The organism is Microcoleus sp. Aus8_D2, from assembly GCF_036702665.1.
Taxonomy (GTDB): domain Bacteria; phylum Cyanobacteriota; class Cyanobacteriia; order Cyanobacteriales; family Microcoleaceae; genus Microcoleus.
Genome location: NZ_JAUBUN010000011.1, coordinates 154,950 through 181,762, shown reverse-complemented (window position 1 = coordinate 181,762; position 26,813 = coordinate 154,950). Strand labels below are relative to the sequence as shown.

Below are 26,813 nucleotides of genomic sequence, written 5' to 3'. Positions count from 1 at the left end.
GGAGATTGAGCGACAGAAAGTATTCTGTCTAAAAGTTGGCGGCCGTCGTTAGTTATTGCCATTAGGATCTTTTCCTTGTGTTATATCTTTCAAGCATTTTCTGTTCCCAGGTTTGGGCGCTAAGCTGCGGTGCCGGTTTAGGACTAACTACGGGAGTAAAGATTGGAACAGGTGTCGGAAGCGGTAGAGGCATTAGCACAGGTAATGGTGCTGCAACAATCGTCAATGCCAAAATTGACTCAATCATAAAAATCCCTCAAGTCATATAGATTTAAGATAAACTAATTGCAAGTATTAAACAACAGTACGATCGCGTATTTTATTTATTACCAACTTTACAAATCTTTAAAGTTGCATTTTAAGGACAAATTATCTAAAGTTGTTAAATCACAGTCTGCTCTAAAACCCATATGACCTATATGACCTATATGACCACAGTTGATATGCTTTTACTAAAAATATTAGCCCAAAAAAGTTACGGCAAAAATATCAAAGAAATTCAAAATGAACTCAGATTAGTGAATATCAACCTTTGCAAAAGAGGAATATATCAACGATTAGAAAAATTGAAATCGCGCCAGCTTGTTATCGGAGGATGGAAAATAAAAACTAGATTGTATGCAATCTCGGAAGCGGGAAAGTTTAAATTAGCTATATTTCAGGAACAATTAAGAGCATGAGTCAAAATCAAATCAAGTGGTTAGCAACAATCCTCATGCTTGCCGATCACATCGGAGTTTTAATTGAAGTGGAACCGCTCAGAATCGTCGGGCGCTTAAGTTTCCCGCTGTTTGCTTGGGTTTTTGTACAAAACTGGCAAAGACCAGGAGAGAAAAAGACATTAACAATCAGACTGTTGTTGCTTGGGGTAATTTCACAATTTCCGTACGTACTGCTATTTAACAACTTTCAACTAAACATAATGTTGAGTTTTGCCGTAATAGCAATAGCATTCCAACATATTCACAAATCCGATCGCAAAATCGCAATACTAGCAATCAGCTTAATCAGCGCACAAATTTTAGGAATAAGCTACGGCTGGTATGCAATAGCTGGCCCGCTAATAATAATTGGATTGAAAGGCAAAGGTAACAAAATTTGGTGGTTTGGCTGGACTGTGACAAATACCATTTACGCTGCCACCACTGGATGCTGGTATCAAATTTTTGCAATATTCGCGCCATTTATATTGGCAGATCACGATCCAAAGTGCGATCGCAAACCAAGGGATATTGAAAAAAAATTCTTTTACTACTTTTACCCAATCCACATAGCAGGACTAGCGGCACTCCGAGCAATCTAACAATCTAACTTGAAAATTCCCTTAAAACACCAAAACCTAAAATCATCATGCTCGGAAAATATTTGACTAATTTCCTAACCATTAGCACACTTTTATTTCTATTAGGGTGCTCGCTTTCTATTCCCGAAATAACGTCTAGCCAAATTTTACCCATTTCAGCTCAAACTCAAATAGGCAATAAGTTAATCAAACTTGAAGTTGCTAAAACAACAAAAGAGCAAGCAACTGGTTTAATGAATAGAACTTTTTTAGCTAATGACAGGGGAATGCTATTTGAATTTAAACCAGCACAAAAACTAAATTTTTGGATGAAAAACTGCAAAATTCCTTTGGATATGATTTTTGTGCGAAATGAAATTGTCACAACCATCACAGCAAATGCACCCCCTTGTGTCACCAATCCTTGCCCCAATTATGCGCCCAACACTACTGTCGATCGAGTAATCGAACTCCAAGGCGGTCAGTCCGCTAAACTTGGTATCAGAATAGGCGATCGAATCAAAATCGAATTTTTACACAATTCACAACAATGATTTTGGCAAAAGGTGTTTTCAAGAATCGAACTTGAAAGTAGAAACCCACAGAGGCCCTATATCGGTTGAATCGATGTTTCACAATTCGCCCTGGCCGCGCTTAAGCGGTACCATCACCAAATAACACCAATAGTGGCTAGTTCTTACACGAACTTTCGCGAAAATTGCCCCCAACGCCGGTGCTGCCCCGATTCGCCACCCATAAAATATAACACTGGGGATTCTGTCTAACACAACAGCTATTGCTGATGCTACAGACAGGGAGGTACGGGAAACCGCAAAGCACCAACCTTTACTGTGCGGTGAAAGGTAGCATGGGTAACAATATTCAGATTAATTTACGATCGCCGTTGGCAACATTTTATACTGCGCTCTCACAGAGGGAAATTCTTACTTGAGAAGGTTAATTTCCCGATCGCCCCAACAGCTCTAAACACCGCCCGCTTTGATTTTTTTGTAACTGTGCTGTCGGTATTTTTTGACAAAATATGAGATTTTGTCAAGATTTAGAGATGGTGGTTTGCTCAAATATCGGCATGGGCGCGATCGATCGCAGTTTGTCAGCGAAGAAACCTGGTTTTTCAACCGATATCCCTCACCCTCACCGATCGTATTTACGTGAAAAAACCCGGTGCGTGGGGGACTGTTTGAAAAAGTAGGTTTCCCAATCGCGCTACCGAACATAAATTTTCACCACTATAAATTTAGTTTTATGGGCTCAAACGAAGCAGAATCGGATGTTTTAGGTCCAGAAGCGAAGCGGGAAGGAAGAAGCAGGGAGCAGGAAGCTGAATCGGATATTTCGGCTGGTGAAAAATGGATTAGTTTCAAATTCAGCGCTCCTGGAATTCGGATGAATGCAGACAAAATTGAGAGAGTATTTTAATTTTTGACGCAAGTGGACTTGTCTACTACAAAGCAGGTACGGCGGTACGGGTTTGGGGCTGGAAATTGCTAATAAATCATTTCAGATGATGGGGGAGATATTAGTCGGGAGAGCGAGTTGAGGAAAGTGTCAACTTTTACTCTATAATTGGCAGCGATACTAGCTAAAAAATTAGCTAGTTAAACAGGATTTGCCAAGCAATAATTGCTAGGGCTAAATCAGCGATCGTGTGGCTGATATAACTAGGCCAAAGCGAACGATAAGTCAGATAACAGTGCGACCAAATTATCCCGGCGGCGAAGACGGCGAATGAGCCTAAAATTACAGCGCGCCAGTCGCTGTAGGCTGCGATTACAAAAATGTGGTGGAGGGTGAAAAATAGTGAACTGAGAAATATTGCTGGTGTTCCCGGTATCAGAATCTGGCATTTGTTGCAGACAAACCACCGCCAAGTAAATTCTTCAATTAGCGAGTTAATTAGCACAAAATATGCTTCAACAATGAAGTAAATATTATGGCTGTTCGTTCCCAATTGGCGAGCTTTTTCTTTGGCTGCTACAGGATCGATCCAGTGCTGACCGAAAAGGCTGTAAATACCCACGATCGTGGCAAACATTAATATTCCCCAAATGGCTCCAGCGAGCAATTCTCGTGGCTTGGGCAGGGATAAATGCAGTTTTTGCCGATCGACTAAAACAGACCAGGCGATCGGCAAAACTAGCAACCAAACTTGACACAAGACTGATACGGCTTGTCCCCAGCTTCCCGGGGCAATATACAAACCTGTTATTATACCAATACTCGCAGCGGGGACGAGCAGTGTGAGAGCCAAGAGTGCTGTTTTGCGTTTGCGTTTGCGATCGCCAATATCCAGCATTTTTTACGCCACCTTTGAAAATTGGATTGACATCAAAGGTAAAAGCTTAGCTGCTACGCAGAGGTGATACCAGTTTCACAAAAATGCAACTTTAGCCAAACCTGAAATCCTGATGCCGTCAGTCATGCCCAATTTAAAATCTAACATCTAAAATAGTATGAGTTTTGTGCCGCTTATCAAAGTGGCGCGCCCTTGTGGCATCGAAAAATTGGTATAATTGCGATCGCACTTCCGATCCTAATCAGCAATTACTCTAAATCTACTCAGTTGTCGGCTTTTTGAAATCCGAGCGATCGTTCTATTTCGGGTTCAGCACCATTTTGCAGCCAATTAAGAGGTTTTTCTGCTATTTGGGCTGGGTTTACCCATATAATATCTTTAAGCTCATCAACCTGTAATGCTACTTTAGCAAAACATTGTCTGACTTTGTTATCAAGTGAAATTACTGTGCGATCGGTAGCAATCGCAGCTTCCACCAACCGCAAATCTTTAACCATTATTTCCCGCTCTTTATCGCTCTCGGCAATCGCTTCAACTTGACACCACAAATCATCATCTACTGCGATATCGCAGGGACACAGTTTCTTCTTGGCCACCATCCGGCGCAGCCATATACGAGCAGATTTTGATTGATGTTTGTTCCACTCATCTCTAATATCTGGAGTCATGACAACTCGGTGAGAAATATCCAAGACAGCTTCGAGAAAATCGCGACAGTAAACAGATATGGGATAGGTTGCATCTTCTCCCCCAGCAGCACGCGCCACAGAAGCATCAATTACCAGGCGTTTAGAAACTTTATCTGCCATGTTAACGCTTCCACAAAACAGCTTCGGCTGCATCCAAATAGCGGTTTTCTAGATGCAAAGAAACATCGCCAAAATCTTCAGGCCAATCTCCAAAAGCTCCTGTCTCGTCTAAATCGGCACTACTAACTTCTGTAACACCATCGTCGCGCCGTTTAAACCAGTGAAGTTTTACTGAATCCGATGAGATTTTACCCTCGGCAACTAACGATTGAACTGCTAAAAGCAGCAATTCGCTGTGAGTTTCTAGAACTACTCGCACACCTCTATTTGCAGAATCAACTAATATCTCTGCTAAAGCAACTTGAGCGCGAGGATGCAAGTGAATTTCTGGCTGTTCTAGATAAACTAATTGTCCGGGTTCTGCTACGAGCAAGGCAACGAGAACAGGCAAAGTTTGCGATACCCCAAAGCCAACATCAGCAATGCTTAGCATATCACTTGCAAGGCCGTGGCGGGATAAACGACCTACTAGCAGTTCAATTTGTACGTCATTAATCTGTCGGGCTTCAACTTTCCAGTTGAGTCCCAGGAATTCTAAAGCTTGACCCAATTTTATCAGGCGATCGTCTTTTGTTTCTTGCCAGTGATGAACTATACTAGCAACATAATTTTCAAAAATGCCAGTAAATTCACTGCCAAATGCTGCGGTATTGTAGGTGCGTTCTGGATTGCCTCTCGACCCCGGAACGTGCACTATGCGGCGAATATGTTTTTGAAAGTTTATTGCTAAATAGGATGAACTAAACTGACTGTCGCCAAGTTGCAAGTCTAAAAAACCTCGGACATTACTCACTGCCCATAATGGCGGTTCTTCTTCAAAATTATCTAACAATATATTGTAATTTTCAGCCAGATTTTCGGGAATTATTTCCATCAATTCTTGATGGTGCATTCCGGGAAAAATAGTAATATTTTTGCCGTCATAAGGAAGACAGTAAATCGCTCTGACAACTTTAATACCCTGCTTGGGCTGCTTTCTGAACAAGCTGACGAAAAAATTATCTGTTCCTATATTCAGCCTGACATAAAACTCATCGCTGTATTTTTCTGGAGAGAATTTAGACAATATTTGTTCTGCTGATGTAAATTTAACATTAGGCCCGTCAAGTTTCAAACCACCGGGGTCGTAAGGGGCTTCTAGGGTTTGCTTCATCAGCAATAGTGGCTGCATAATGCTAGACTTACCAGAACTGTTGGCACCGGCTAGAATTGTCAGCGATCGCACTTCAATTTTGCACTCTTCGTAAATAGACTTGTAGCCACATACTGCAATTTCAGTAATTCCCTGTACAGGCTCTTTGTTCTCGGCTTCAAAGAAAGTGGATTGAGTCATAATGTTATGTTTGCATTTGCTGCTCTAAATATCATAAGATAATTTAAACCCTAGTAGCTGTGTATTTTTGCCCAATGGCGATCGCAATTGACTTTGGAACTAGCAACACCGTCGTCGCTCGCTGGAATCAGGCACTCCAGCAGCCGGAAACTTTGAAATTACCGGGATTGTCGGCAATCTCGGTTCAAAATCCGCCTCTAATTCCCAGTTTGCTCTACGTTGAGGACGCTGCTCAAAGTAAAGTCATCCTCGGTCAGCAAGTCCGCGACAAAGGCCTCGATCTGAGTGGAGATTCTCGGTTTTTCCGCAATTTTAAGCGGGGAATTGGCACTTCTGTGCAGGGTTTTGTGCCGGAACTTGACGGGCAAATTGTAGATTTTGAACGAGTAGGTGAGTGGTATTTGAGCCAAATTGTCAGCTCAATTCGCGAACTGCCATTCCCGGTAGATTCTTTGGTTTTTACTGTGCCGGTAGATAGTTTTGAAGCTTACCGCCATTGGTTGGGTAAAGTGTCTGAATCTCTGCAAGTAGAACAGGTGCGGATGTTGGATGAACCTACGGCGGCTGCTTTGGGTTATGGTTTGGCCGATCGCGAAATCCTGTTAGTGATTGATTTCGGTGGCGGAACTCTAGACATTTCCTTGGTACGGCTGGATATTTCTGCTGGCAAAAAGCCCCTGGGTTTTCTGCTGAAATGGGGCGAAAAATTGCTGGCTGAATCTTCATCACAAAAGACAAAAGTTGCCCGGGTTTTGGCTAAAGCTGGACAAAATTTGGGCGGTTCTGATATTGATAATTGGCTGGTGGACTATTTTGTCAAAACAAAACAACTGGCAAAATCTCCGATTACAACGAGATTGGCAGAAAGGCTAAAGATTCAGTTATCTTTGCTAAATAATGCGGTTGAGGTTTATTTTGATGACGAAAATTTTGAGAGTTATGAATTAGAATTAGACCGATCGGGCTTTGAATCTATTCTCGCGGAACATCAGTTTTTTGAGAACCTCGACGAGTGCATGAATCAAGTATTGCAGCAAGCGCGGCGCCAAGGCTTAGAAATTGGCGACATCAATGCAGTTTTGCTCGTTGGCGGTACTGTCCAAATTCCGGCGGTGCAGCGTTGGGTGCAGCAATATTTCGATCCGGCCAAAATTCGGTGCGACAAACCCTTTGAGGCGATCGCCCAAGGTGCTCTACAATTGAGTCAAGGCGTAGAAATCAAAGATTTTCTCTATCACAGTTACGGCATTCGCTACTGGAACCGCCGCGACAATTGCCACAGTTGGCACAATTTAATTAAATCCGGTCAGTCGTATCCGATGAGCGAACCAGTAGAATTAGTCTTGGGAGCTTCTTTGGAAAATCAGCCCAGCATAGAATTAATTATCGGCGAATTGGGAGCAGAAACTGGTGGCACGGAGATCTATTTTGACGGCGATCGGCTAATTACTCGCCAACTCGCGGGCGAAAGATCCGTACAGCCGCTCAATGACAAAGACGGAGCTCGCAGTATCGCGCAATTGACGCCGCCTGGGTATCCGGGGGGCGATCGCATCAAAATTTTCTTCCGCGTTGACGAACAGCGATTTTTGCGGATAACTGTTGAAGATTTGCTGACCAATCAAAATTTGTTAGAGGATAAACCAGTAGTGCAGCTAAGTTAGGAATTAAGCACGCCTAAACAAACCAGGACTTATACACTCTGACCAAGAAACCGGGTTTTTGACCGAATCTGCGGGCTGTAACAAAGTATTTCGCAAAAAAACCCAGTTTCTGACTACCTGTGGCTAATTCCTAATAGTGTTTGACTAAGCTGTCGCGCATTTAAATTGTATATTTAGGGCAGGCGGGACACCCCACAAGAGTTTGATTTTTTTTGATATGCAATTTAAATGCAGAACAGCTTATGCCCCATGCCCTATGCCCCATGCCCTATGCCCTAAATCTCCGATTTGTGCACCACTACAGGCGTCCCCACCGAGGCCCAATTGAACAGCCATTTAGCGTGATTTACCGCTACATTTGTGCAGCCGTGAGTGACGGGATTGCCAAACAAATTGTGCCAGTAAGCGCCGTGAATTGCATTGCCACCGTCGTAATACATTGTATAGGGAACGTCCGGCACGTCGTAATCATCCCCAGTCATTCTAGCAATGCGATATTTGGTTTGGATGGCAAAGGTTCCCGTGCGGGTGGGAGTCGATGATTTGCCGCTGGAAATAACCACCGCATAAACGGGTATATTTCCTTCCCATGCTATTAATTTTTGTCTTGACAAATCAATTTCTATCCAGCGCTGACTGGATTGCTGCAACTGCATAATTCTATTGGCAATTGTGTTGTGCTGTTCGGCGGCAAATGCAGGAGTTTGTCCGCCGCAGAATGCAGCAATTGTTAGGGCGCAGCCTGCAAATAAAGTTCCTGCGCGACGCAAGTAAGTTGAGTTCATAATCATGTTTATTCCTCACACCCAAGACAATTTTAGATTTGAGATTCTTCGACTTCGCTCAGAACAAGTTTTAGATTGAAGAATTGGGAAATTTTCACACCTGGTACTATTTTAAATTGTAGATTATAGATTTTAAATTGGGAAAGAGGGCTTAACAAGTTGTTAAGTTTTGGGTGAGAGTTTCGGCAATTTGGACGATCGCCCGCCAGTCTCGATTTTCCACTAAATGTTTGGGAAATAAGTCTCCGGCCAAACCAACGGCGATCGCCCCAGCGTCAATAAATACCTTGGCATTTTCCAGCGTCACCCCGCCAGTGGGAATCAAAGGAATGTCGCCCAGAGGGCCTTGCAGGCTTTTCAGGTAAGCGGCGCCTCCCAAACCCGCGATCGGAAAAACTTTGACGCAGGTAGCCCCCGCTTCCCATGCCGTCATAATTTCTGTGGGAGAAAAAGCACCGGGGACGATCGGCACTCCGGCATCAACGGCTGTTTTAATCAGGGTGACATCGGTATGCGGAGTAAACAGGAATTGAGCGCCGCAATCTATGGCTTGCTGCAACTGTTTTAAGTTTAATAAAGTGCCAGTACCAATACTAAAAGTAGGGAATTCGGAGCGGAGTTCGGCAATTAATTCCCTGGCTTTGTGGGTGTTCCAAGTAATTTCAATAAACTGAATTCCGCCTGCTGCTACCGCTGATGCCATCTGCCAAGCGAGTTCTTTGTCGGAGGAACGGATGACGGCGATTGCGCGGTGTTTTTTTAGTTTTGCCAACCATGATTGATGATTCATGCGATTTTAGATTTTAGATTTTAGATTTTAGATTGGGAACTATACCTGATAGCGATGAAACAGGTGCGTCGCTATGAGATTGTCCTTCTTTTTTGAGGATGGTCGGTGGCGACGCACCCTACGGCTCGGTTGTGCAATCCATGTTACCGCCATTTGCAGAACCTCGATCTATTCGTTGTAATTAGCAACAACTTTAGTCACTTTTCCTTTTGAATTGACTTCCATAAACTCACCTGTATTCGTGCCTTTTTGGTTGATGTAATAAAGGACGAGACAGGAAATTCCCCACATTACATCAAGCAGCTCAAACTTGAGCTCAGGATAAACTTCTAGCCCCTTTTTGAAGTAGTTTCGTAGTGCTTCTTTGCCTGTCACTGTCCCAGATGGTTCGTTTAGGATCTTTGCTGCGACAGGCGATATCAGAATTACATCTTCTGCGTAATGAGACATGATGCGATCGAGGTTATGACTGTTCCAAGCTTCTACCCAATCTATTGCCAGTTCGCGTGCTATGTCTGCTGTGAAGCTCATGTCTTGTGACTCCCATGATTTTTGCCGCTGCTTCCTGTGTACACCACAAAAAAAATCGGGGCGATTCCAGACAATCCTAGAACCACCCCAATTATCGATTTTAAGTTTTAGATTAAATCTAAAATCTCAAATCTAAAATCTCAAATCGCTTAGGCAATTGTCGCCATCTTGACATCGCTGTTAGCCAACAAATTTTGCAATTCATCAGCATCCACAGTTTCCTTGTCAACTAGCATATCTGCCAAGGCGTTCAGAACGTGGCGATTACCAACCAGCACGTCTTTAGCGCGCCGGTAAGCTTCCTCTACCAACAAGCGAACTTCATCATCGATCGTAGCTGCGGTTTCTTCAGAAAAGTCCCGTTCGGCCATGATATCGCGACCCATGAACATATTTCCTTGTTGGCGACCGAGAGCTACAGGGCCCAGCCGATCGCTCATTCCGAAGCGAGTCACCATTTGCCGTGCTACTCTTGCCACTTGTTGCAAGTCATTGGAAGCGCCAGTTGTGACTTCTTCCTCGCCGAAGACAATCTCTTCAGCAATGCGGCCGCCCAAAGCTACCGCCATTTGATTTTGCAGGTAAGAGCGAGAATACAAGCCAGAATCCATCCGATCTTCGCTGGGTGTGAACCAAGTCAAACCGCCAGCGCGGCCGCGGGGGATAATGCTAATTTTCTGTACGGGATCGTAGTCGGGCATCAGGGCACCGACTAAAGCGTGACCGGCTTCGTGGTAAGCTACTAAGGTTTTGCGCTTTTCGCTCATCACGCGGTCTTTCTTTTCTGGGCCGGCGAGCACGCGGTCGATCGCATCATTGACTTCATCCATCGAGACTTCGGTCAAGTTGCGACGGGCGGCCAAAATGGCTGCTTCGTTGAGCAAGTTGGACAAATCCGCACCTGTGAAACCGGGTGTCCGGCGGGCGATTTTTTCCAAATCCACGTCTTTCGACAAAGTTTTGCCGCGGGCGTGAACGTTGAGAATTTCCAGGCGGCCTCCGAAGTCGGGGCGATCGACCACAACTTGGCGATCGAAACGGCCCGGACGCAGCAGCGCAGCATCTAGCACGTCGGGGCGGTTTGTAGCAGCAATCAAAATGATCCCTGTATTGCCTTCAAAACCGTCCATTTCCGTCAGCAACTGGTTCAGGGTTTGTTCCCGTTCGTCGTTACCACCGCCCAAACCAGCGCCGCGCTGGCGGCCTACCGCGTCAATTTCATCAATAAATACGATACAAGGAGCGTTGGTTTTAGCTTGTTCAAACAAGTCGCGGACGCGGGAAGCACCGACACCCACGAACATTTCCACAAATTCCGAACCGGAAATCGAGAAGAAAGGAACGCCTGCTTCTCCAGCAACTGCTTTAGCGAGCAAGGTTTTGCCTGTTCCCGGAGGGCCGACTAGCAGCACGCCTTTGGGGATTTTAGCTCCGACTGCGGTGAAGCGATCGGCATTTTTCAGGAAGTCCACGACTTCGGCGAGTTCTAGCTTGGCTTGTTCGATGCCGGCTACGTCGCCGAAAGTCACCTGAGTTTGAGGCTCCATTTGGACTCTAGCTTTCGATTTGCCGAAGTTCATGGCTTGGTTGCCGGGCCCGTTTTGGGCGCGCCGCACCAGGAAAAACAGTCCCACCAACAGCAGGATCGGGAAGAACAGGCTGCTGAGGGCTTTTACCCAGAAGCCTTCGTCGTTTTGGGGCAGAACTGAAATATCTACGTTATTTTTGGTCAGAATGTTGATCAGTTCGGGGTCGTTCGGCAGGTTGACAATCACCTTGTTGCCGTCTTGAGCCGTTACGAGAGCTTTGCTGCGATCGGAACTGATATTTATTTTGTCTACTCTCTTGCCTTCGACTTCCTGAATGAATTGGCTGTACTTCCAAACTTCCCTGCTTGGGGGCTGTTTGTCAAAAAATGCCGTGGCTAGGGCAATGACTACAATAGCCAGCAGTGCGTACAGTCCAGCGTTTCTCCACCGTTTATTCACCGAGGTCGATCCTCCTAATTATTTAGTCCCTGTGATTTGGGATTTTTTATTTATGTTCATCAATCTTAACGTAATTGTAACTTGTTTTTGTGTTGTGACAAATCCTGCCAAGGGCGATCGGGCGTCTGAGGTGGTGGAAACCGAACGTTCTTTCACTGCGTCAGGACATGGGAGTGGCGGCATCACGAGTTGCATATAGTATCAAGTAAAAATTGTCAAGCCTTTACTTGAAGTAATCTTGAGGTGGCTTACTCCTGATAAGATCGGTTCGCGATCGCACGGGTGGCCAGAAACCGGGTTTTTTTACGAAAAGACGCGTTGGAGTCGTGAGATTAGGCAAAAAAACCCGGTTTCTTTGGTAGGAATGGGTAAGTCCTAAAGATATCTGAGTCAGGGCTGCATTGGTGTAGGATATTCCTGTTGATTAACTCTTCTGTATATAACGATCGACCCTTGAGGAACCATCCGAAGAGTTCAAGCCTCAACATTAAAACAGTCTAGCCTACCCCATTGCCATCACTTAGCAATATTAAAAATTGAGTTAAGCGGGAGAGATATTCAGCATTCCAATACAGACATTTACTTGAACAACCTTGTAAGTTTAGATAATTAAAATGAAGTGCAATATTTGTGATTCTCCAACAAACAGCTTGGCTGTAGCTACGGTACTAAAAAAATATAACGTTGAGTATTTTCAATGCTCAAATTGCGGATTTGTTCAAACAGAGGAACCGTACTGGCTTGATGAAGCTTATTCAGAAGCCATAGCTAGCAGCGACGTGGGAATGTTATCCAGAAGCACGATGTTCTCCACCGCCGCCAATAATATTATTTTTAATTTGTTCGATCGCCACGCTAAATTTTTAGATTACGGGGGCGGCTACGGTGTATTTGTTCGGATGATGAGAGATTTAGGATTTGATTTTTCATGGCATGACAAATATTGCAAAAATATATTTTCACAAGGATTTGAAGCTGAGGAAAACAGCAACTTTCCCTACGAATTAGTGACAGCATTTGAAGTATTTGAGCATTTTGTTAACCCGCTGTCCGAGATCGAAAAAATCTTCAAATTTTCCCGCAATATTTTATTCAGTACCAAACTGCTGCCAGCCAACAATCCCCCGCCCAGCGAATGGTGGTACTATGCCCTAGATGAAGGTCAGCACATTTCTATTTATACCACCAAGGCACTCTCTATAATAGGAGAAAAATTTAATTTAAAATTTTACTCTAACGGTGATTCTTTACACCTGTTTACCGAAAAGGAAATCCCGCATCAAACTTTTAAAAGTTTATCCTCTTGCCAAGAGCCGGAATTGAAAAAAGCCTCATTACTCCAGCAGGATTACGAGTCAGCTCTGAGAAAAATTCAAGACAGAAAGAACCGCAAATCAATGATAACTCCAGCAGCCGTAGCTCCTAAAAAAATGAAAAAAATTGTGATTGACGGCGTATTTTATCAACTCAACTGCACCGGCATTGGTCGCGTCTGGAAATCGCTGCTAGAAAACTGGGCAAAAAATGGTTTTGCTAAACAAATTGTAGTTCTTGACAGAGCGGGAACCGCCCCCAAAATTCCCGGCATCCAGTACCGAAATGTAGCGCGCTACGACTACAACAAAACCGATGCAGACCGCCAAATGCTCCAGCAAATGTGCGATGAAGAAAAAGCAGATTTATTTATTTCTACTTATTATACAACGCCCTTGTCAACGCGATCGGTATTCATGGCCTATGACATGATTCCCGAGTTGATGGGACAAAATCTTGCTCATTCCGAGTGGAGAGAAAAGCATTGCGGTATCCGCCACGCCTCAGCCTACATCGCCATTTCAGCAAATACAGCCCGCGATTTAGTTAAGGTTTTTCCGCAGATACCCTCAGCTTCTGTCGCTGTAGCGCACTGCGGAATTGACGCCAATTTCTCGCCAGCCGACAGCGCAGAAATCGCAGGTTTTAAGTCAAAGTACGGCATTGCTAAACCCTATTTTCTTTTGGTAGGCGAGAGGGTAGGCTGGCATGGTTACAAGAATGGGATATTATTCTTCAAAGCCTTTTCTCAACTTGCCAATAAGTTTGATTTCGATCTAGTCTGCACAGGCGGGAAACCTGTATTAGAACCCGACCTGCAATTGTACTGTTCTGGGATAAATGTCCGCACGCTGCAACTCAGCGACAGCGAAATGAGAGTTGCTTATTCGGGTGCTGCGGTATTAGTTTATCCGTCGAAATATGAAGGCTTTGGATTGCCAGTCATTGAGGCTATGGCTTGCGGTTGTCCAGTCATCACTTGTCCAAACGGTTCGATTCCAGAAGTAGCAGGAAAAGCAGCGGTTTATGTAGGTGGCGATGATGTCAGCGGGCTTGTCAATGCTTTGCGGGAAATACAGAAGCCTGCTGTCCGCAACTCATTAATTGCGGCGGGGTTAGAGCAAGCTAAGATGTTTTCCTGGTCGAAAATGGCTGCAACTGTTAGCTCAGTTTTGGTTCAAGTAGCTGAGTCCGCGCATTCGGATCGATCGCCCATTTCCGTTCAGCCACAAGCTGAAGCAGGCTTGCAGAGCGAATCAGGGAATTATGACACATCGCAGCCTGTCCCGTCGGCTTTCAAAGTATCTGCGATCGTTTCTACTTACAATTCCGAACAATTTATTCGCGGCTGCTTGCAAGACTTGGTAGATCAAACGCTTTACAAACAAGGGGAAATGGAAATCATTGTCATTGACAGCAATTCCGAAGAGAACGAAGGAGATATCGCACGGGAGTTGCAAGCGAAATATCCCAACATAATATACTGCCGGATACCGCAGCGAGAAACAATTTATGCCGCTTGGAATCGAGGCATTCAAATGTCGCACGGGAGATACATTACTAATGCGAACGCCGACGACAGACACCGCCCCGACGCCTTGGAAATCATGGCTAATTATTTGGACTCGCAACCAGAAACTGCTCTGGTTTACGGCGATCAATTAATTACGAATGTTGTTAACGATACCTGGGCGGCGACGCAAGCTCAAACGCGGTGGAATTGGCCGGACTTTTCCTATGGGGAACTGGAAAAGCGCTGCATTACGGGTTCTCAGCCGATGTGGAGAAAATCTCTGCATGAAAAACACGGCTATTTTCAAGCCGATTTTACCAGTGCTGGGGATTACGAATTTTGGTTGCGGATTGGCAAAACAGAAAATATGTGCCGCATCCCGGAAGCGATCGGGCTTTACTACCACAACGAGCAAGGTTTAGAATATGGTTCAGGGCGATCGCAACAAGAAACGCTTAAGATATGGAATGAATACGGCATCATCCGCCGAGGTATCAAACCCACCACTACCGTCCCCGTTGCCATCTCTCCGTCACAGCTAAACGCCATGCCCTACCGCACGCCCCAACCAGCACTCGTCAGCATCATCATCCCCTGCTACAACCACGCCAATCTACTCAGAGAAGCTGTTGAAAGTGTTGTCAGCCAAACCTATGAAAATTGGGAGTGCATCATTGTCAACGACGGCAGCACCGATGATACCAGCAACTTCGCAAATTATTTAATTCAATTGTATCCTCAAAAATCGCTGCGCCTCATTGATAAACCCAACACCGGGCCCGCTGATTCGAGAAATGTTGGCGTGCAGCAGTCGTCAGGAAAATTGATTTTGTTCCTCGATGCTGATGATAAAATTCATCCCAAATTTCTAGAGGAATGCGTGGAAATTTTATCAGCGAAACCGCAGGTGGGTTTTGTCTATACAGACGTGCAGCACTTCGGAGCAAACTGCGATTTAGTCATCCACGGCGACTTTGAACCCAATAAATTTTTGAGAGACAATCAAGCCCCCGCTACTTCCCTATTTAGAAGAGAAATTTACGATCAAGTAGGCGGCTTGAAAAAAGTGATGAAGCTGGGATGCGAAGACTGGGAATTTTGGATTTCTGCCTATGAAAAAGGCTGGCAGGGGCATCGTTTGCCTCAGCCTTACCTCTACTACAGACAACACGGCGACGGCTCTAGCAGAACCCAAAAAATGGCGGGAGAGCGCGCTAAATTAGACTTGATGAGAGCTACAATTGTTCGCCTGCACTCTCAACTTTACAAACCCGAAGAAGTGCGTTGGTCAGAAAAAATTTTGCAGCAACATGGTAACTTGATTGCTGATGAATTAGCTCAGCTTAATAAACCCGAACAATTCTTAGCTTCCCTTCCTCAATACTTGGGAGAGTATCAAAAAGACCAAACCAATCAAGTTGCTTTGGCTAACATCCGCCACAGCCGCCGACAACTTGCCGATTATTTGGTGAACCTGCCCGCCGAACAACTAGAAACTGCCTACTCCGGCGGTGCAGGGAAGGCACATCAAATGCTGCTCAACAGCACTGTTAAATACGAAGCACTGACTGATAGCGAACAGAGTTTAATCGGTCAATTAACAGCACATCTATTCCAGGGAATTAAGACTCTCAAAGATGTTGGCTACTTGCTAGCAGCGTCTCTCTACCGTCGTGCTGACCAGTTGTTGCTGAAGTATGAAAATGCCGCCATACCAAATTGGTTTGTCAATGACTATCTCAAATTTATGTTTGCCGCGCCTAGTCTATTTCAAGAACTAGGAGAGGCTGATAATTATTGTCGCTACGTGCAGGGATGGGTAAGTTACATACACCGCAATATCTTCCAAAACCAAAATTCACAAATTTGGCAGGAAATTGCCTGGTTTTTCACTCAAACGGCTAACTTTATCCCTCTGTATTTCAATAGCAAAAATCTCAAGGAAGTCTACACCAAGCGAGCAGATATTATTGAATTTGCCCTAAAAAATCGCGGCGCTGCCATTGATTGCATTTTTCCGGCAAGGGTGGCAAACCGACATAAAATTCGGGTCGGAGTTCTGACTAAGCATTTCGGGGCGATGACGGAAACTTTCGCTACTTTGCCCGCTTTTGAATATCTCAACCGAGAACAGTTTGAGATTATTTTGTATGCTCTCAATCTGGATGGTAATAAACTAGAACAGTATTGCCAGAGTCGCGCTGACAGGCTGGTGCAATTGCCGAGTGATTTGCCAGGTCAAGTTCAGGCTATCCGCGCTGATGACTTAGATATTCTGTTGGTTGCTACGAATATTACTGCGGTTACTCATCCCATTAGTTTGCTGGCGCAGCATCGATTGGCGCGGGTACAAACTACTTGTTTTAATTCTCCTGTCACGACGGGAATGCGCCACATTGACTATTATATTGCTGGCAAGTTGATGGAACCTGCGATTGAGGGACGCGCGCATTATCGGGAGGAACTAGCAACTGTGGACGGTTTGGGTTGCTGTTTTAGCTATACCCTCGAACCCTATACTCCTAATGTTCAACTGACTAGAAATAGCCTGGGGATTTCTGAGGAATCGGTTGTGTTTGTTTCCAGCGCTAATTTGTATAAGTTGCTGCCGGAGTTAAGGGAAACTTGGGCGAAGATTCTGGCGGCTGTTCCTAATTCTCTGCTGTTTTTAATGCCTTTTGGCCCTAGCTGGACTAATTATTATCCAGGGGCGGCTTTTGTGAATAATTTGCAAGGGATTTTTGCGAAGTATGGGGTTGATAGTAAGCGTTTGCGGGTGTTGAAGGCTTTTCCGAATCGTGCGGATGTTAAGGAAGTTTTGAAGTTGGGTGATGTTTATTTGGATTCTTATCCCTATGCGGGGACTACTTCTCTTGTCGATCCTCTGGAGGTGGGATTGCCGGCTGTTGTCAGGGATGGCGAGACTTTACGATCGCGCATGGGGGCCGCAGTGGTACGATCGCTCTTGATGCCCGATTTAATCGCCCGTGACGAAGCATCCTACATTCAGCTAGCCGTCAGTCTCGCCACTAACCCGCAGTTGCGCCAGCAAAAACGGCAGGAAATTCAGGAAAAAATGCAAGCCAATCCCGCCTGTTTTGACAGTGTGGCATACTCGGGGGCGATCGCGAAACTATTCCAAAAACTCTTTAGCAACTGGCAAACTAGCCACCTAGAAGCCTCCCGCAGCTTGCAGGATAGCATTCCCAAGCCGCCAGATTTGGGCGATATCCTCTCGAAAAACGTCCAGCTTTACCAAACAAACTCATCAAACATCTCAGCAATATCCCAACTCCGCCAAATCCGCAAACAAATCGCTGATTTTTGGCTGAACATTCCCACCGAAAACCTGGCAGCCACCTACAAAAGTGCGGCCGGTAAAAGCTATCAAATGCTGCTCAATAGCGGCTTTCAACATCAAGCGATGATGGAAGGCGAACAAATATTTTTGCAGCAACTAACGCAGATTAGCAAAGGATTAGTGCATCCCAAAGCTGTCAACGCCTTGCTCGCCGCGATGCTGTATTTCCCGCCGGGAACCATGCGAATTCCCGACGCTCGCAACCGCTTGCCGCACTGGTTGATCGGCGATTACGAACAAGTTTTTGAAACAGAAGTCGCCGTCGAGTCTGAGTCAAGTTCTGACTTGCTCGCTCAATACATTCAATCCCCGAAATTTGCGAATCAACTATTAGGATGCGTCAACCTTTACCGCATCGATCCGTCTGACGAATCAGTAGTTTTGGAACTCCGCCAAATCCGCAAACAACTGGCTGATTTTTGGCTGAGTGTTCCTACAGAAAAACTGGAAACTTTTTACCGAGGGGAAGTTCGCAAAGGATATCAAGCAATACTTAGCTGCGACTTGCAAGCAGAATCAATGACTGAAGCCGAACAAAACTTCTTGCAGCAAGTGACCGAAATTAGCAAAGGGTTAGTGCATCCTCAAGCTATTAATGCTTTGCTGGGTGGAATGCTGTATTTTTTACCGGGCAAAATGCGGGTTGCAGACGCTCGCGCCCGCTTGCCACAGTGGTTGATTGACGATTACGAAAAGGTGTTTGAAATCCCATTTGCGGGCAATCAACAAACGATTGTCAACCAAGATTATCTACCGCAGTTTCTCAATCAATTAACTGCGGCCGTGAATCTTTATGAAATCGATCCGACGGCGGAAATGGTAATAGCAGAATTGCGGGAAATTCGCAAGCAAATTGCTGATTTGTGGCTGAGGGTTTCCGGCGAACAACTTGAACTTTTGTACCGGAGCGATGTCGGCAAGGGTTACAAGGCAATGCTGGGCTGCGGGTTTGTTAACGAGCCGCTGACTGATACTGAACGTGCTGTTTTGAATTCTTTGGTTGCTGAGTTGAGTAAAGGGTTTGGAACGCCTAATGCTGTGAATTATTTGTTGGCGGCGAGGCTGTTTTGTCGTGCTGGACAGTTGCAAGTTGAGGATGCGAATAGTTGTTTGCCTGAGTGGTTGTTGGAGGATTACGAGGAGTTTGTTGGGGCTGCGGTTAAGGTGGCTGTTGGGTGAGAAGGGGTGCAGTTTTTGAGATTTGGGATTGTTTGTTAATCTCAAATCTCAGGATTTAAAGGAACCGCGAAGACGCTAAGGACGCTAAGGAAGAGAAAGAGTTGAGAAATCATTGTCCCTACTGGTAGCAAGTGTATTTGTAGGGTGTGTCGCTCTCCAAAACCCCTAAATTTAATCGACTTTTCCAGTGGCGACGCACCTTAGACATCGGGAAAAACAAACAACTATTCGTAACACTCTTGCCCAACAATTGTTATGTTGCACGATTTTTGAGAAATGGTATTAGTTTGTAGTGAGGACTTTATACCATTTTTTTAAAGATGTAATAGAGATTGAGAACGACCAGAAATATATAATTCTGGCTTTTAGTTCTTACATAAGTCTCTCAGAACTTTTAAAAAATGGTATTAGTTCGAGCGAAAGAAGGACTAAAGTCCTCACTACAAACCTGTTTTATAGTGGTGGAGCGAGCGGATTTGATATTACTCTCATTAAAAACGGCAATTCAATTCAAGACGAGTTCGGGACGTTGCGGCTCAAATAAGGGGCGTGTTACTTGGCGCACCAGCACTGTTTCTAAACTGCCTTCTACTACATCTGCTGCTTCTATTTCTAATTCTCCCCACAAAAATCGATCGCCCTGAGCGGGCATTTTACCCAAAGTGTGGATCGCGAATCCGGCGATTGTTTGGTAAGCTTGGTTCGTGGGCAGGTTTAACCCGAGTTTTTCGTTAACTGCTGTTACTTCCCAGACGCCTGAAATTAGTGCTGAATGAGCATCTTTTTGAACGAAAGTTGGTTCGGAAGCTGATAGCAGCGGTTCGGACTTTTTACTGGTAATCCAACCTGTCAGCAGCCGCACAGTACCGTTGAGAACTGCTAGCAGCGGCCACAGTATTTTTGAGCAGATTTCGAGGGCGGGCATCAGTAACAAAGCGGTGCGTTCTGGAGCGTGGGTTGCTAATACTTTGGGGATGAGTTCTCCTAATACTATCTCGATGTATGTAACGAAAATGAAAGCTACGGGAACTGCGATCGAGTGCGCCGTCAGCATCGCCGGAAAATGACCGATCGGCAATTTGTCGATCCAGGGCTCGATCCAGTGTACAGTCGCCCCCTCGCCCAACCATCCCAGCAGCAAACTCCCCGCTGTAGTGCCTGTTTGAGTCACCGACAGGTAATGCGGTATGTTGTTCTGCGCTTGGTGCACGAGTTCGGCAGTTTTAGCGTTTGGGCGATCGCCCAATTGAGCGAGTTGGCGGATTTGATGGCGATCGGCCGATACTAATGCTAGTTCTGACGCCACAAAAAACGCGATTAAAAGTGTTAAGCCCAGCAACATTGCTAACCTCAGCAATGTTTCGGCGACTTCTATTTCCAGACAAGTAAGGTTGTTCAAAATAGATAAATAATATGATAGATGTTTTCCACTAACACTCTTATTTTAGCTGGGCCATTCAGATAGATTGATATCGGATATCCGCACTACCCGTATTCGTAGGATGCGCCTCGGCGCACCTTACCCCTACAATTTGTGAACTCTTACTCTTCTCTTTTCCTCCTTCGCGCTCTTAGCGCCTTCGCGGTTCGTTAAAAAAAAATCCAACTCACAAACCCGAAACTAATTCCTGTATCAACCCTCCGTTACCTCCCGCAACGAGTTAATTTCCGTCAAAGTCTGCTCCGGATCGGACTTCAACCCGCCTTGAATGTAATTCAACTTCACTTCTTCCAACAAATCCGACAGCAGAGACTGCAATTCCGCGAGAGTTTTCTCATCTTGCAATTCCCGCCGCAAACTTTGATTGAATTCTTGGCTGAAATTATCGATAATTTTGCGCCCTTTATCGTCTTCGTAAGTAGTAGCTACCACATCAACCGCAGTTTGAGCCAGATAATTCGCTAGCTGTTCCGTCATTTCCTTAGGCAAAATATTAATCGGCGAGAAAGTTTGCAAGAGTTGATAAAAATCCGATTGTTTGATGGTTGTTTCCAGATTGTGGTGCAGCAATTCTTCCAAACCCGGTTGCACTTGCGGCAAAACTTTGTAAATTGTCAGATCCAAAATCCGGTTGGTAATTTGTTCGATCGTATTTTCCTGATTGACGTGAAGGTAGGGCTGCTGAGGTTGCAGCAGTACCCGTGCTGCGTCGCCTTGTTCGATCGAACTTTGAGCTTGATTGATAAACCGCACCATCATGTATTCCGACATCGTATCGGCTAAATAAGCCACCGGTTCGTAGGTAATTTGAGCAACGGCGCGATCGAGATTTACCAAACCCGACTTGTGGAGTCGCACCAACACCGGCAGAATCCGCCACCCCTGGAAAATCGGCACCAGCAGAAACACTTCGTACCAGCGCCTCAGCACAAAATTCGACCAACTTACTCCCGGTTTGCGGCGGTTGTGGAACAGACTTTTTATCAAAAATTCCGCCCAGAAAAAACCGATAAACCACGCATCTATTCGCCAAAACTGGTCAGCGCTTGGCAAATATGCCGGATTGGGCAAACTCGAATTAATGCCTTTAATCGGGTCGTAAAGTTTAACTATACCGGGCAAATAGCTCTGATAAACAGGGCGCAACTGCGGGTAACTGAAATGGAAAAGCACCAGCAAGAAATTGACCAGCGCTACTAATGCGCTCAGTTTTGCCCAAGAAACTGCTTTTTTGGACAATTGTACATCGGTGCTGTTAACAGTTGTGTTGGAATTTGACATAAAAGTAATTTTCTGAGTTTGCTAATCGATAAATCTATCTTGTGGCTGAGGCTGAAGCACTCCTAAACTATTACAATCCCTTTGTGAAGCATAAGTATAAGGAAACCAAAGGTCGTGAACTTAAAAACCGTCATATCGCTGCTCAAACAAACTTTTGCTGAATGGCAAGAAGATAAAGCGCCAACCCTAGCCGCCGCCCTAGCCTATTACACAGTTTTCTCCCTCGCCCCGCTGCTAATTATCGTAATTGCGATCGTCGGTTTAGTCTTTGGTGCAGATGCAGCCCAAGGTCAAATCGTCGCCCAACTCCAAAGTTTAATCGGCAAAGATGGCGCCCAAACTGTCCAAGAACTGATCCTGAAAGCTTCCGAACCCAAGTCGGGAATGATTGCTACTATAGTTGGTCTCGCTACACTTTTGTGGGGCGCTTCCAACGTATTTACTAACCTCAAAGAAGCTCTCAATACGATTTGGAATGTTTCACCGCCTCCGGGACGCGGCATCTGGGGATTTTTGCAAGACCGCGTATTGTCTTTTGCGATGATTTTAGGCATCGGCTTTCTGCTGCTAGTATCTTTAGTAATTAGTGCCGTTTTAGCAGCCGTCAGCTTTTGGTTGAATGGCTTGCTGCAATTACCAGTCAATATTTGGCAGATTGTGGATTTTGGGATCTCCTTTGGTGTAGTTACGCTGCTTTTTGCGTTAATTTACAAACTTTTGCCCGATGTCGATCTTGCTTGGAATGATGTGTGGATCGGCGCCGCCATCACGTCAGTCCTGTTTACGATCGGCAAATCCCTAATAGGAGTTTACCTGGGAGGTAGCGGTATTGCCTCTACCTACGGTGCTGCTGGATCGTTCGTAATTATCCTGCTTTGGATTAATTATTCCGCTCAAATTCTCTTCTTAGGTGCCGAGTTTACCCAAGTTTGGGCTAACCGATACGGCTCTCGAATGCGAGGTTCGCGAAATAATACCCTGCACAGCGAAAAGGGGGAATCCTCCACACCCAAACATCGGAACAATTCTTAATATTTGACAATTGGGAAATTAGAGGTTAAAGTCGATCCCCGGCTTTGATAAAAGTAAGAGTGAAGCAGCCAGAAAGCGGAAGGCGGAAGGAAAGAAAAATTTTGAAGGCAATAATTTAGCTTTCTTTTCGAGCGCCATGTCAAATTCTGTCTTTGGGAAGATTTACTTCTGCTTTCTCCACAGCTCAAACTATTTATCGCGATCGGTGAAAATTTTACCTCCGACTGACGGGATCAGCTCGAACAGCAAGCTGAAAGCTGGTTTGAGTTTGACAACTGCTCAAATCCGGGAAATTCTCTTCACCCTCGTTCATTTCCATTTAGATTATCTAGGGTTTTAGCTGCTGCTGGTCTCTGTCAGCAGAAGGAAGTCGTTTGTCAATTTTTCCCGTGCAATTATCCCTGAGGGATGATTTATCGATCGCCTATTTTGACTTTAATAAAAATTAGCAGTTACTTTCCATTCCCCGCGCAGTAGCCAAAATCGCACTTTAAATCTGCTGCAATTTTTTTTAAATTCTGGTAAACAATCATGATTTCATTAACTAAAAAACGCATCGCCCTAATCTCGGTACATGGCGATCCAGCTGTGGAAATTGGCAAAGAAGAAGCGGGCGGGCAAAATGTTTACGTGCGTCAAGTAGGAGAAGCTCTGGCGGCACAAGGATGGCAAGTTGATATGTTCACCCGCTCATCCGATCGCGAACAAGCAAGCATTGTACAGCACAGCCCCAATTGCCGCACAATTCGCCTAGTAGCAGGGCCGCAAGAATTTATTCCCCGCGACGAACTTTACGGATATTTGCCAATTTTTGTTCGCGAATTTCAGAAGTTTCAGTTAGAGTCAGGCTTTCAATATGCCTTAGTTCACACGAATTACTGGCTGTCTTCTTGGGTGGGAATGGCGTTGAAAAAATCGCAACCCCTGCGACAAGTTCATACTTATCATTCTTTGGCGGCCGTAAAATACAAGTCGGTTTCGACAATTCCGATGATTGCTAAAACCAGGCTGCAAGTAGAAAAAACACTTTTGGAAACAGCCGATCGCGTGGTGGCTACCAGTCCCCAAGAAAAAGAACACATGAGGTCTCTGGTGTCCTCAAAAGGCAATATAGACATCATTCCCTGCGGTACCGACACTCATCAGTTTGGGTCGATCGGGCGATCGGCCGCCCGCCGTCAGTTGGGAATAGCCCCGGAAACCAAAGTGGTGCTGTACGTCGGCCGTTTTGACCCCCGCAAGGGCATCGAAACCTTAGTCCGCGCCGTCAGTCTGTCGGCGCTGCGCAAAGGCGATTTAAAACTAATTATCGGCGGCGGCTGGCGTGAGGGGGAATGCGACGGTAAAGAGCGCGATCGCATCGGCAGAATCGTTGAAGAATTAGGCTTAAGCGACATTACCAGTTTTCCCGGAGGCTTGAGGCGAGACATTCTCCCCGCCTACTACGCCGCCGCCGATGTCTGCGTGGTTCCCAGCCACTACGAACCCTTCGGTTTAGTCGCCATTGAAGCGATGGCCTGCGGCACCCCCGTAGTCGCCTCCGACGTGGGAGGGCTCAAATATACCGTATTGCCGCGAGAAACAGGTTTGCTCGCGCCTGTGAAAAACGAAGCAGCCTTTGCAGGTGCGATCGATCGGCTGTTAGTTGACTCAGTATGGCGCCAGCAACTCGGACAAGCAGGCCGAGCGCGCGTCGAAGCCAATTTCAGTTGGGACGGTGTAGCCTCCCAACTCGGTCAACTTTACACTCAACTGCTCGAAAAAGCGGCGATGAAACTTGACCCCGTGAGCGCTTAGTAGTATCACTTAGTATGGTTGAAGCCTGTTTCCCTCGATCCCTATCCATCTCATCTATAACTGGGAACCTTCAACTAGAAGTGATATGAGGAGGTACTCTTGTACGCATCAGAACATCTGGGAAGCCATCTGCTTCGTATGTCCGACCAAGAGCTAATTCGCCTGTGGGTGGAGCGCCAATCCCCTCGCAGCAAGCGCTTTAGCTGGCAGGCCGCCAACGGTTTTCGACTGTTTGTAGAAAAACCTTTGGCAGAAGTGACTCTGACAGATGTCCAGACTTTCGCCGCAGCGATGAGGACTCGCAAAGTTCCACCCCGTTTCTACAAGCAAACCTTGCTAGCTCTAAAATCGCTGTTCGCCTTCGGCCAGCAAAGGAGAATTTTGCCCGCAGCCATTCCCCTGTACGCGTGGCCCGTGCGACAGCACAGCCAGCAGTCCAAACGACTCCGTTTGAGGGTGGGGTGGAGTTTGTGCATTTGTTTGTGCTTTTTTTTGGGTAGAATGACCCCGAAACTGTGGAGCCAAACAGTCTCGGCAGAAATGTCGCCACCTCCAAAACGCCTGACTGTCTCGGCAGAAAGCTCGTCGGCTTCGGCCTTAGAAGCGTTGCCGAAAGTTGCAACTGACGACCCACCAGACAAAGGAGAGGATAACAAGGATAACATTGAGCGCGATCGAGTCAAAGCCTTTCTCGACACCATCGCCGCCGCCGAAGGAACCGCCAGCCCCGACGGCTACCGCACCCAGTACACCGGCACCAAATTTGTCAGTTTCAGCGACCATCCGAGGGAAATGAGATGCGGCCGCCGTTACGGCAAAAAGCTGTGTTCCGACGCTGCGGGGCGGTATCAGTTTCTGAGCACAACTTGGGACAGATTTGCCAAAAAATTTAGCCTCAGCGATTTCAGCCCGCAAAATCAAGACCTTGTAGCTGTAGAGTTAATCCGAGAAAAAGGTGCCTTAGAAGATATAGAAGCGGGTCGATTGGAGTCAGCAGTCAAAAAACTCGCCTACATCTGGCCTTCTTTTCGGCGTTTTGGCGGTTCCGTGGAATCGTCGATGCCCAAACTCGAACAAATGTACCTGCAAAATTTAGGGATTTACCGCCAAGGATTGGTTGTGAGCAATTAGTCACTCGATTTTCCATTTTTCGATTTGAGAATTGACTTCAGCTTTGAATCTGGGAGCTTGAACAAAAGTCTAAAATTTGGGGAGCGTCTACTCAGAACCATCGGGGGCTGGTACCCGTTTCTTGCTGGTCAATATTTCAAGGACGAGTTACGAGTTGAGTTTAACGATTTTGGATGAAATTTTGACATCCAAAATTGAGAATGGGGGAGTTGTGGGTGATGTCTATTGTTTGGGAAGTTAAAAATTATGCTAATTTTCCATCTTCCATGTTAACGATGCGATCGGCAATATCCAAAATTCGGTTATCGTGGGTCACTAACAAAATAGTACAACCTTGCTCTTTAGCAAGTTTCTGCATCAAATTGACCACTTCGCGCCCGGATTTGCTGTCCAGGGCGGCTGTCGGTTCGTCAGCCAAAACAATTTGCGGGTGACTGACCAAAGCGCGGGCGATCGCAATTCTTTGTTTTTGTCCGCCCGACAAATCATCGGGATAATAGTTAACCCGTTCTTGGAGCCCTACCAATGCTAGCATTTGCGCAGAGCGATCGCGCATTTCGGCACGCGACAAATTTCCGTGAACTTCCAAACCCATTTGCACGTTTTGCAGCGCCGTCAAACTGCGGTGCAAGTTGTGGGCTTGGAAAATATAGCCAATTTTCCGCCGCCCTTTTACCAATAAATCTGAACTAGCCTTGCACATCTCTTGACCGAGAATTTTGAGACTGCCAAATTGAGTTGACCGCAGTCCGCCAATCAAAGTCAAAAGCGTGGTTTTTCCCGAACCGGAAGGCCCCGTCATCAGCACAATTTCCCCAGCATTAATTTCGAGGTTGATGTCAAAAAGTACCTGTTTTCGCAGTTGACCTTGACCGAAGTAGTGGTCGAGGTGATGCGCGGCAATTACAGGTTCAGGAATCTGTAAATTGTTAGTTGTTTCGCAGACATTAGTATAATTCATAACTTAATACCTACCAAAAAGTAATTCAAAGTTAGGTTGGTAATCGTAGGGTGCGTCGCCATTAAAAATACCTAAAACAATCGACAATCTGGTAGCGACGCACCTGTGCCATTGCGGTTATTGTAAACAACCATCCGTTTCACTGCACCTAACAATTATTTGATTGCATTGATGTCGTAGGGTGCGTCGCCATCAACAATCTTTGAAATTTATCGACAATCTGGTAGCGACGCACCTGTGCCATTGCGGTTATTGCAAACAACCATCCGTTTCACTGCACCTAACAATTATTTTATTGAGTTCA

The 26,813-nt window shown here is 45.7% G+C and carries 21 protein-coding genes; 11 read left to right on the top strand and 10 right to left on the bottom strand.

Annotated features, from left to right (window positions below):
* Positions 1-428 precede the first annotated feature (428 nt).
* The 5 genes from QUB64_RS11815 to QUB64_RS11795 all read left to right on the top strand — a co-directional run bounded on the left by QUB64_RS11815 (position 429) and on the right by QUB64_RS11795 (position 2,722).
* On the top strand, positions 429-680 hold the full coding sequence (locus QUB64_RS11815; RefSeq protein WP_333276736.1) for a hypothetical protein: 252 nt from the start codon (positions 429-431) through the stop codon (positions 678-680).
* Positions 677-1,303, top strand: a complete 627-nt coding sequence (locus tag QUB64_RS11810; protein WP_333276734.1) for a TraX family protein — start codon at positions 677-679, stop codon at positions 1,301-1,303. Before QUB64_RS11815 ends, QUB64_RS11810 begins: the two co-directional genes overlap by 4 nt.
* A gap of 47 nt (positions 1,304-1,350) precedes the next feature.
* The gene (locus tag QUB64_RS11805) at positions 1,351-1,836 is read left to right on the top strand and encodes a DUF192 domain-containing protein (RefSeq protein WP_333276731.1); all 486 of its coding nucleotides are present in this window, start codon (positions 1,351-1,353) and stop codon (positions 1,834-1,836) included.
* A gap of 496 nt (positions 1,837-2,332) precedes the next feature.
* Positions 2,333-2,458 (top strand): hypothetical protein, encoded by a 126-nt coding sequence (locus QUB64_RS11800; protein WP_333276729.1) that lies wholly within the window; start codon positions 2,333-2,335, stop codon positions 2,456-2,458.
* Between the two features lie 90 nt (positions 2,459-2,548).
* Positions 2,549-2,722: a hypothetical protein gene (locus QUB64_RS11795; RefSeq protein WP_333276726.1), complete on the top strand. Its 174-nt coding sequence runs from the start codon at positions 2,549-2,551 to the stop codon at positions 2,720-2,722.
* A 175-nt stretch (positions 2,723-2,897) separates the two neighbouring features.
* Here QUB64_RS11795 and QUB64_RS11790 read toward each other — a convergent pair whose 3' ends face one another.
* The 3 genes from QUB64_RS11790 to QUB64_RS11780 form a co-directional block, all read right to left on the bottom strand.
* The gene (locus QUB64_RS11790) at positions 2,898-3,599 is read right to left on the bottom strand and encodes a CPBP family intramembrane glutamic endopeptidase (RefSeq protein ID WP_333276724.1); all 702 of its coding nucleotides are present in this window, start codon (positions 3,597-3,599) and stop codon (positions 2,898-2,900) included.
* Positions 3,600-3,862: 263 nt separating this feature from the next.
* Positions 3,863-4,408, bottom strand: a complete 546-nt coding sequence (locus QUB64_RS11785) for a hypothetical protein (RefSeq protein ID WP_333276721.1) — start codon at positions 4,406-4,408, stop codon at positions 3,863-3,865.
* A 1-nt stretch (position 4,409) separates the two neighbouring features.
* Positions 4,410-5,741: an AAA family ATPase gene (locus QUB64_RS11780; protein WP_333276719.1), complete on the bottom strand. Its 1,332-nt coding sequence runs from the start codon at positions 5,739-5,741 to the stop codon at positions 4,410-4,412.
* Positions 5,742-5,815: 74 nt separating this feature from the next.
* On the opposite strand from QUB64_RS11780, the gene QUB64_RS11775 reads away from it, so the two are divergent.
* Positions 5,816-7,405: an Hsp70 family protein gene (locus QUB64_RS11775; protein WP_333276716.1), complete on the top strand. Its 1,590-nt coding sequence runs from the start codon at positions 5,816-5,818 to the stop codon at positions 7,403-7,405.
* Positions 7,406-7,680: 275 nt separating this feature from the next.
* Here the strand turns inward: QUB64_RS11775 and QUB64_RS11770 are convergent, their stop codons facing one another.
* The 4 genes from QUB64_RS11770 to ftsH3 all read right to left on the bottom strand — a co-directional run bounded on the left by QUB64_RS11770 (position 7,681) and on the right by ftsH3 (position 11,499).
* The gene (locus QUB64_RS11770) at positions 7,681-8,190 is read right to left on the bottom strand and encodes a L,D-transpeptidase (protein WP_442921651.1); all 510 of its coding nucleotides are present in this window, start codon (positions 8,188-8,190) and stop codon (positions 7,681-7,683) included.
* 151 nt (positions 8,191-8,341) lie between these two features.
* Complete coding sequence (locus QUB64_RS11765; RefSeq protein WP_333276714.1) at positions 8,342-8,980, bottom strand: bifunctional 4-hydroxy-2-oxoglutarate aldolase/2-dehydro-3-deoxy-phosphogluconate aldolase; 639 nt, start codon at positions 8,978-8,980, stop codon at positions 8,342-8,344.
* A 168-nt stretch (positions 8,981-9,148) separates the two neighbouring features.
* Positions 9,149-9,511 (bottom strand): YybH family protein, encoded by a 363-nt coding sequence (locus QUB64_RS11760; protein ID WP_333276711.1) that lies wholly within the window; start codon positions 9,509-9,511, stop codon positions 9,149-9,151.
* A 149-nt stretch (positions 9,512-9,660) separates the two neighbouring features.
* On the bottom strand, positions 9,661-11,499 hold the full coding sequence (gene ftsH3 / locus QUB64_RS11755; RefSeq protein WP_333276708.1) for an ATP-dependent zinc metalloprotease FtsH3: 1,839 nt from the start codon (positions 11,497-11,499) through the stop codon (positions 9,661-9,663).
* Between the two features lie 52 nt (positions 11,500-11,551).
* Between ftsH3 and QUB64_RS11750 the strand changes: the two genes are divergently transcribed.
* Positions 11,552-11,698 (top strand): hypothetical protein, encoded by a 147-nt coding sequence (locus QUB64_RS11750; protein ID WP_333276705.1) that lies wholly within the window; start codon positions 11,552-11,554, stop codon positions 11,696-11,698.
* A gap of 415 nt (positions 11,699-12,113) precedes the next feature.
* Positions 12,114-18,866, top strand: a complete 6,753-nt coding sequence (locus QUB64_RS11745) for a glycosyltransferase (protein WP_333276701.1) — start codon at positions 12,114-12,116, stop codon at positions 18,864-18,866.
* Positions 18,867-19,371: 505 nt separating this feature from the next.
* Here the strand turns inward: QUB64_RS11745 and QUB64_RS11740 are convergent.
* Complete coding sequence (locus tag QUB64_RS11740; RefSeq protein ID WP_333276698.1) at positions 19,372-20,265, bottom strand: CNNM domain-containing protein; 894 nt, start codon at positions 20,263-20,265, stop codon at positions 19,372-19,374.
* A 234-nt stretch (positions 20,266-20,499) separates the two neighbouring features.
* On the bottom strand, positions 20,500-21,588 hold the full coding sequence (locus QUB64_RS11735) for a hypothetical protein (protein ID WP_333276695.1): 1,089 nt from the start codon (positions 21,586-21,588) through the stop codon (positions 20,500-20,502).
* 114 nt (positions 21,589-21,702) lie between these two features.
* Between QUB64_RS11735 and QUB64_RS11730 the strand changes: the two genes are divergently transcribed.
* From QUB64_RS11730 to QUB64_RS11720, 3 genes are all read left to right on the top strand, one after another.
* Complete coding sequence (locus QUB64_RS11730) at positions 21,703-22,620, top strand: YihY/virulence factor BrkB family protein (protein ID WP_333276692.1); 918 nt, start codon at positions 21,703-21,705, stop codon at positions 22,618-22,620.
* 531 nt (positions 22,621-23,151) lie between these two features.
* Positions 23,152-24,417 carry a glycosyltransferase family 4 protein gene (locus QUB64_RS11725; RefSeq protein WP_333276690.1) on the top strand — a complete coding sequence of 422 codons (1,266 nt, stop codon included), beginning with the start codon at positions 23,152-23,154 and terminating at the stop codon, positions 24,415-24,417.
* A 138-nt stretch (positions 24,418-24,555) separates the two neighbouring features.
* On the top strand, positions 24,556-25,548 hold the full coding sequence (locus QUB64_RS11720; RefSeq protein ID WP_333276687.1) for a glycoside hydrolase family 24 protein: 993 nt from the start codon (positions 24,556-24,558) through the stop codon (positions 25,546-25,548).
* A 244-nt stretch (positions 25,549-25,792) separates the two neighbouring features.
* On the opposite strand, the gene QUB64_RS11715 is transcribed toward QUB64_RS11720, so the two are convergent.
* Entirely contained in the window at positions 25,793-26,509 is a 717-nt protein-coding gene (locus QUB64_RS11715) for a DevA family ABC transporter ATP-binding protein (protein ID WP_333276685.1), read from the bottom strand.
* Positions 26,510-26,813 lie beyond the last annotated feature (304 nt).